Below are 6,460 nucleotides of genomic sequence, written 5' to 3' on the forward strand. Positions count from 1 at the left end.
GTTGAATAAAAAAACCGCTACACCCCTGGGACATAGCGGCCTTTGCGTGTCTGCGCCTTTGCGGTTTTCGCTTTTGGGGCGAGGGTTTCAGAACGAACCGAACATGGTGCCCAGCGCGATCACCACCGACAGTGCAATCAGCGGCACCACAATCGTCATTGCCGCGATGTTGCCGTAGGACTGCTTGTGCGTCAGCTTGCAGATCGACAGCAAGGTGATGATGGCGCCGCAGTGCGGCAGCGTGTCGAACACGCCAGCCGACATCACCGCCACGCGGTGCAGCAGATCAGGGCTGATGCCCGCAGCGTTGGCCATGCGCAGGTAGTCGGCGCCCAGGGTCTGCAGGGCAATCGACATGCCGCCCGATGACGAGCCAGTGATACCGGCCAGCACATTCATCGCCACTGCTTCGGAGATCAGCGGGTTGCTTGACACATTCAGCACCGCGTCGCGGATGATGGCAAAGCCTGCCAGGCTGGCGATCACCGCACCGTAGCCCACTTCCGACGCGGTATTGAAAATCGGCAGCATCGAGCCCAGAACGCCCTTGTTGATGGTCTGCTGCAGATTGGCCCAGCGGCCCAGGCTGATGAGGATCAAGGTCACGCAGGCCACTGCCAGCGCAATGATCAGCGCCCACATGCCGGTCTGCTTGCTGGCATCCATGGCTGGAAAGCGCTGCTTGAGAAAGCTCCAGTCCATGCCGGGGAAAACGCCATACGTGAACAGCGCATTGATCCCGATCACCAGCACCAGCGGCAGCAGGGCCAGCAGCAAGGGCATGGTGCGGCTCGCATCGCCGCTCATATCGGCCTCGCCCACCTGGCCGCGCGGGCCGGTGTCGCTGTCGTCATGGTCGCCATAGCCTTCGCCGCTGGCGCGGGCCGCCTTCTCACGCGAGCGCAGCCACGCAATGCCCAGGCTGAACATGATGGCTGCGCCAATCAGCCCCAGGCCGGGCGCTGCAAAGGTGTTGGTGCCAAAGTAGGCGATCGGGATCGCGTTCTGGATCGCAGGCGTGCCCGGCAGCGCCGTCATCGTGAAGGTGAACGAGCCCAGCGCAATCGCCGGGGCAACCAGGCGCTTGGGAATGTCGGCATCGCGGAACAGCGTCTTGGCAATCGGATAGATCGCAAACGCCACCACGAACAGCGACACCCCGCCATAGGTCAGGATGCCGCAGGCCAGCACCACCGTCAAAATGGCGTGCTTCGAGCCCAGGGTGCGCTCAATCCACTTGGCAATCGCCGTGGCGGCACCCGAATCGGCCATCAACTGGCCAAACAGCGCCCCGAGCAGAAAGATCGGGAAGAACGCCAGCATGTAATTGCCCAGCGCCCGCATGAACGTCTCGGTATAGATGGGCAGCATCTGGCTCACATCGCCAGACAGAATGGCCGCCAGCGCCGCCATCACCGGGGCCAGGAGCAAAACCGTATAGCCCCGGTAGGCCAGATACATCAGCAGCGCAAGGGATAAAACAATAGCTAAGGTACTCAACACACTCTCCGCAAAAACACCACACTAGGGAACCTCTGCAAAACTCCCTGCCGTGGCCTGAACGCGGTCTCGGGCGATCCGCTGCGTTGTCTTCCTCGGCAATAGCTACGGCTATTGCCTTCAAAAGACGCCTTGCGCCTCATCCCGATCCGCGTCCATCCCATCTGGCGAGGGTTTTGCAGAGGCTCCCTAGGGGGAATGAACGACAGACTGGCGCGCGGGGCGCCGTCTCGGAACAGCTTCTTCGTGCAGAAAGCTGCATACATCCCGGTGCGGGATGGAATGGCTCATCACATGGGGCGCTTGCTGCATACATGGATGCCTGCAGCGCGCATTGTTATGGTTTGGTATGCAACCATGATGAAAGCCGCCGCCACCATAACGGAAGGGGCCGCCGCCGTCCAGTCCGTGGAACTACGTTGGCGGCTGGTCGTCATGCAACAGAGGGACGGGCGCGCGAATCATTAAAAAAGCCTCCTTGCGGAGGCTGAATTTATGAGGTATGACGGAAAGTTGTTACGCCAGCTTCGCCTTCAGCAACTCATTGACCTGCCCCGGGTTTGCCTTCCCCTTGGAGGCCTTCATCACCTGACCCACCAGGGCGTTGAACGCCTTGTCCTTGCCGGCCTTGTATTGCTCCACGTTGGCCGGGTTGGCGGCGATCACCTCGTCGATGATGGCTTCGAGCGCGCCGGTGTCGTTCGATTGCTTGAGGTCCTTGGCGTCGATGATGGCGTCGACATCCGTGCCTTCGCCGGTCCATAGTGCCTCGAACACCTGCTTGGCAGAGTTGTTGCTGATGACGTTGCCGTGGATGCGTGCGATGAGCGTGCCCAATTGCTCGGCGCTGACCTTGACCTGGTCCATGCCGATCTCTTCCATGTTCAGGCGGCGCGAGATCTCGCCCATGACCCAGTTGCTGGCCAGCTTGGGCTGGCCGCTGGCTTTGGCGGCGGCTTCAAAGTAGTCGGCCATGGCCTGGCTTTGGGTCAGGGTGGTGGCGTCGTACTCGGGCAGGCTGTAGTCGGCCACAAAGCGGTCGGCGCGCTGGCGGGGCAGCTCGGGCATATCGGCCTTCACGGCCTGCACCCAGCTGTCTGCGATGACGAGTGGCGGCAGGTCGGGATCGGGGAAGTAGCGGTAGTCGGCTGCGTCTTCCTTGGTGCGCATGGCGCGGGTCTCGCCCGTGTCGGGGTTGAAGAGCACGGTGGCCTGCTGGATGGCGCGGCCGTCTTCGATTTCTTCGATCTGCCAGCGGATTTCGTAGTCGATGGCGATCTGCATGTTGCGGAACGAGTTCAGGTTCTTGATCTCGCGGCGCGTGCCCAGCGGCGCCCCGGGCTTGCGCACGGAGACGTTGGCGTCGCAGCGGAAGCTGCCTTCCTGCATGTTGCCGTCGCAGATGCCGATCCAGGTGACGATCTTGTGCAGTTCCTTGGCGTAGGCCACGGCTTCTTCGGTGCTGCGGATGTCGGGCTCGGTCACGATTTCCAGCAGCGGCGTGCCGGCGCGGTTGAGGTCGATGCCCGACTGGCCAATGAATTCGTCATGCACGGATTTGCCCGCGTCTTCTTCGAGGTGGGCGCGCACCAGGCGCACGGTCTTCTTGGTGTCGCCAACGAAGAAGCTCACTTCACCGCCTTGCACCACCGGAATCTCGAACTGCGAGATCTGGTAGCCCTTGGGCAGGTCGGGGTAGAAGTAGTTCTTGCGCGCAAAGATGCTGACGGGCGCAATGGTGCTGCCCAGCGCCAGGCCGAGCTTGATCGCGCACTCGACGGCCTTCTTGTTCATCACCGGCAGGGTGCCGGGCAGGGCCAGGTCCACGGCGCAGGCCTGGGTGTTAGGCTCGGCGCCGAAGGCGGTGCTGGCGCGGCTGAAGATTTTGCTGTTGGCAGCGAGCTGGGTGTGGGTTTCAAAGCCAATCACTACTTCGTAGCCGTTGATGAGCTTGACGGTTGTTTCGGTCATGTTCTGTGTTCCTCCCTGCGTTACTTTGCAAGGCCAGCGGGCTGGCGCAGGTGGTGGTCGGTGGCTTGTTGCAGCTGGTGCGCGGCGTTCAGGAGCTTGGCCTCGCCGTAGTAGTTGCCGATGAGCTGCAGGCCCACGGGCATGCCGCCTTCGCCAAACCCGGCGGGTACCGAGAGGCCCGGCAGCCCGGCGAGCGACGCGGGCAGGGTGTAGATGTCGGCCAGGTAGTTGGCAAGCGGGTCACTCTTGCCGCCCAGGGCCCAGGCCACGGTGGGTGCGGCAGGCCCGGCGATCAGGTCGCAGTCCTTGAAGGCGGCCTGGAAGTCGTCCGCAATCATGCGGCGGATCTTCTGCGCCTGCAGGTAGTAGGCATCGTAGTAGCCGTGCGAGAGCACGTAGGCGCCGGTCATGATGCGGCGCTTGACTTCGTCGCCAAAGCCTTCGGCGCGGGTCTTCTTGTACATGTCGACCAGGTCGGTGTAGTCCTTGGCGCGGTGGCCGAACTTCACGCCGTCAAAGCGGCTGAGGTTGGACGAGGCTTCGGCCGGGGCGATGATGTAGTACACGGGGATCGACAGCTCGGTGCGCGGCAGGCTGATGGGCACGAGCCTGGCGCCGAGCTTTTCGTATTCCTTGAGGGCGCTGTCCACGGCAGCGCGCACGTCGTCCGACAGGCCGTCGCCAAAGAATTCGGCCGGAATGCCGATGCGCAGGCCGTCCAGCTTGTCGCCCAGGCTGCGGGTGAAGTCTTCTGCGGGGCGGTCCAGGCTGGTGGAGTCGCGGTCCAGATCGGGGCCGCACATCTCGCTCAGCAGGATGGCGCAGTCTTCGGCGGTGCGGGCCATGGGGCCAGCCTGGTCGAGGCTCGACGCAAAGGCGATCATGCCGTAGCGGCTGGCGCGGCCATAGGTGGGCTTGATGCCGGTGATGCCGCAGAACGACGCGGGCTGGCGGATGGAGCCGCCAGTATCGGTGCCGGTGGCAGCCGGTGCCAGGCGCGCAGCCACAGCGGCGGCCGAGCCGCCCGACGAGCCGCCGGGCACGCGGGACACATCCCAGGGGTTGCTCACCTTGCCGATGGCGGAGTTTTCGTTGGCCGAGCCCATGGCGAACTCGTCCATGTTCAGCTTGCCCAGCGTGACGGCGCCTGCGCCCGCCAGCCGGGTGACCATGGTGGCATCAAACGGCGACTGGTAGCCGGTGAGCATTTTGCTGCCCGCCGTGGTGGGGAAGTCCTTGGTGACGAACAGGTCCTTGTGGCCAATGGGCACGCCAGCCAGCTTGCCGGAGGTGCCTGCAGCAATCGCGGCATCGGCAGCGCGGGCCTGGGCCAGGGTCACTTCTTCGTTGATATGGACAAAGGCGCCCAGGCTCTCGTGGTCCTTGGCGCGGGCCAGAAAGTGCTGGGCGGCCTCGACGGAGGACACTTCGCGGCTTTTGAGCTTGGCGGCCAACTGGGCCACGCTCAGGTCGTGTAGGTCGTGCAATTGGGTAGGAGTGCTCATGCAAATCTCGCGTTCAGAGCGATCTCTCGATCTGGGTGATAAGGCGGGGCGCTGCCTGTGGTAAAGGTGCGATGCTATATCAGTGATAGCTGATCGCGCTTGCCTGGTATGCGCTGTGGCCGAAAAAGGCCGAAACCTGAAAATGCTGTGAATTACTCGATGACCCGGGGCACCAGGAAGTAGCCCTTTTCCACGGCTGGAGCGCTCTTCTGGTTGGCCTCGCGGTTGTCGGGCTCGCTCACCACGTCATCACGCAGTCGCAGCGTGATTTCCTCGATGGCCGCCACAGGGTGCGACAGTGGCGTGACGCCGGTGGTATCCACAGCCTGCATCTTCTCCACAATGCCAAAAAAGTTATTCATCTGCGAGAGCATGCGCTCACTCTCGGAGTCTGATAATTCGAGCCGCGCCAGGTTGGCGATGCGGGCAATGTCATCTTTTGTCAGTGCCATAGATCTTTGTATGTAAACCAGTCGTAAAAAAACGGCGCTGGAAAGCGTTGCCCTGTAAGTTATTCACAGGGGATGCGGTATTATCCCGTCTTTGACGCAATATCACTGCAACGTCGGTCATTGCGCATCAAAACCCCATCAGTCATCTCACCACACCCCAATGACGGGCGATGGAAGGCCGAAGCGCTGCCCATGCCCTAGAGGAATCTTGCATGTTCGGAGCGTTCCGTCGCTATTTTTCCACCGACCTGGCCATTGACCTGGGCACGGCCAACACCCTGATTTTTGCGCGCGACAAGGGCATTGTGCTTGATGAGCCCTCGGTGGTCGCCATCCGCCACGAAGGCGGCACGCATGGCCGCAAGGTGATCCAGGCCGTGGGCCGCGAGGCCAAGGCCATGCTGGGCAAGGTGCCCGGCAACATCGAAGCCATCCGCCCGATGAAGGACGGCGTGATCGCCGACTTCCTGATCACCGAGCAGATGATCAAGCAGTTCATCAAGATGGTGCACCCCCGCACCCTGCTGTCGCCCAGCCCGCGCATCATCATCTGCGTGCCCTGCGGCTCGACCCAGGTGGAGCGCCGCGCGATCAAGGACGCGGCCCTCAAGGCCGGTGCTACCCAGGTAGAGTTGATCGAAGAGCCGATGGCCGCCGGTATTGGCGCGGGCCTGCCGGTGTCCGAAGCCTCGGGCTCGATGGTGGTTGACATTGGCGGCGGCACGACCGAGGTGGGCGTGATCTCGCTGGGCGGCATGGTCTACAAGGGCAGTGTGCGCGTGGGCGGCGACAAGTTCGACGAAGCCATCATCAACTACATCCGCCGCAACTACGGCATGATGATTGGCGAGCCTACGGCCGAGCTGATCAAGAAGAGCATCGGCTCTGCCTTCCCCGGCAGCGAAGTGCGCGAGATCGAAGTCAAGGGCCGCAACCTCTCCGAAGGCGTGCCGCGCAGCTTCACCATCAGCTCCAATGAAGTGCTGGAAGCCCTGACCGAGCCGCTCAACCAGATCGTCTCCGCGGTGAAGA

General features: G+C 62.7%; 5 protein-coding genes. 1 reads left to right on the forward strand and 4 read right to left on the reverse strand.

The window, feature by feature from the left end:
• Positions 1 to 87 precede the first annotated feature (87 nt).
• The 4 genes from ACH2DG_RS12490 to gatC form a co-directional block, all read right to left on the reverse strand.
• Positions 88 to 1,500 (reverse strand): GntP family permease, encoded by a 1,413-nt coding sequence (locus ACH2DG_RS12490; RefSeq protein WP_395026484.1) that lies wholly within the window; start codon positions 1,498 to 1,500, stop codon positions 88 to 90.
• Positions 1,501 to 2,016: 516 nt separating this feature from the next.
• Positions 2,017 to 3,471 carry an Asp-tRNA(Asn)/Glu-tRNA(Gln) amidotransferase subunit GatB gene (gene gatB, locus ACH2DG_RS12495; RefSeq protein WP_395026486.1) on the reverse strand — a complete coding sequence of 485 codons (1,455 nt, stop codon included), beginning with the start codon at positions 3,469 to 3,471 and terminating at the stop codon, positions 2,017 to 2,019.
• Positions 3,472 to 3,491: 20 nt separating this feature from the next.
• Entirely contained in the window at positions 3,492 to 4,976 is a 1,485-nt protein-coding gene (gene gatA / locus ACH2DG_RS12500) for an Asp-tRNA(Asn)/Glu-tRNA(Gln) amidotransferase subunit GatA (RefSeq protein WP_395026487.1), read from the reverse strand.
• Between the two features lie 152 nt (positions 4,977 to 5,128).
• Positions 5,129 to 5,428 (reverse strand): Asp-tRNA(Asn)/Glu-tRNA(Gln) amidotransferase subunit GatC, encoded by a 300-nt coding sequence (gene gatC / locus ACH2DG_RS12505; RefSeq protein WP_395026489.1) that lies wholly within the window; start codon positions 5,426 to 5,428, stop codon positions 5,129 to 5,131.
• A gap of 212 nt (positions 5,429 to 5,640) precedes the next feature.
• Between gatC and ACH2DG_RS12510 the strand changes: the two genes are divergently transcribed.
• Positions 5,641 to 6,460, forward strand: an 820-nt coding sequence (locus ACH2DG_RS12510; protein ID WP_395026490.1) for a rod shape-determining protein, incomplete at its 3' end; no start/stop codon positions are given.

Source organism: Comamonas odontotermitis (genome assembly GCF_040396735.1).
GTDB classification, from domain to species: Bacteria; Pseudomonadota; Gammaproteobacteria; order Burkholderiales; family Burkholderiaceae_C; genus Comamonas; species Comamonas odontotermitis_C.